The sequence below is a fragment of the bacterium genome (assembly GCA_026398675.1).
GTDB lineage: Bacteria > RBG-13-66-14 > RBG-13-66-14 > RBG-13-66-14 > RBG-13-66-14 > RBG-13-66-14.
In genome coordinates, this window is the sequence record JAPLSK010000124.1 from 1,201 (window position 1) to 2,347 (window position 1,147).

The window sequence follows — 1,147 nt, forward strand, 5'->3', positions numbered from 1 at the left end:
GGCATGGCCCTCAAGCCCAAGGTCATCGGCTGCCTGGTGCCGCTCACGGGTGACATGGCCCCCTACGGGCGCGAGGTGCGCTACGCCGTCGAGGTGGCCGCCTCGGATTACAACGCCTCCCACAGCCGCAAGCTCGAGGTGGTCGTCGCCGACTCAGGGGATACCGACGAGGGGGCGGTCATGGGACTGCGGAGCCTGGCGGAGGAATCCCAGGCCATCGCGGTCATCGGTCCGCTCTCCTCCACCGCTTTCCGCGCCTGCATCCCGTGGGCCGACGAGTACCGGATGCCCCTCGTGACCCCCGCGGCCACGGAGGGTGGCCTCGCCGCGCTCTCGCCCTTCGCCTTCCGCAACGCGCTGACCTACGAGGCCCAGTGCGAGACCCTGGCCAAGTTCTGCTCCGAGCGCCTCCACCTCGACCGCTTCGGCATCCTCTTCGAGGACACGGCCTACGGCGAGGGGATGCGCGACGCGTTCAAGCGCATCGCTCCGGGGTTCGGCATCTCCGTGGTGACCGAAGAGGGCTACTCCCTGGAGGACAGCTCATACACCGACGAGTGCCAGGTTTTCCGCAAGTCGGGACTGGACGCCATTTTCATCCCGGGGCACCAGCCGATCCTCACCGAGCTCGCGGCGCAGCTCGTGTACTACGGCATCGTGGCCGAGCTTGTGGGGGGAAACAGTTGGAACGCGGAGTCGGTGACGCGGATGGGTCTGCGGTACGTGGAGGGAGCCATCTTCTGCGACGCCATCTTCTCCCGGAGCCGGCGGCCCGAGGTCCAGTCCTTCATCGTCAGCTACCGGGCGCGCGCGGGGGACGATCCCTCATACCTCGCCGCCCACGCCTACGACACATTCGGCATCATCGCCGCGACCCTGGACGCGGGGGCCGTCTCCCGCGCAGGACTCGCCGAGGAGCTCGTGAAGGTCCGCGACTACCCCGGCATCGTCGGCAAGACCAGCTTCGACGCCGACGGCGAGGCCCACAAGCCGCTGACCATCCTGACCATCCAGGAGAACGAGATAGTGGAATTTGGAACCGGCCTCCCCGAATATTAGGGAGCGTGAGCACGGGTGACCGCGGCGTTCGGCGCGGCCGTCGGCGAGCCGCGCCGAGAGCCGCCTGGCCCGACACCCTCGGGCGCGT

The 1,147-nt window shown here is 68.6% G+C and carries 1 protein-coding gene; it reads left to right on the forward strand.

From position 1 onward, the window contains the following. Positions 1-1,059, forward strand: a 1,059-nt coding sequence (locus NTW26_03050) for an ABC transporter substrate-binding protein (protein MCX7021251.1), incomplete at its 5' end; no start/stop codon positions are given. Positions 1,060-1,147 lie beyond the last annotated feature (88 nt).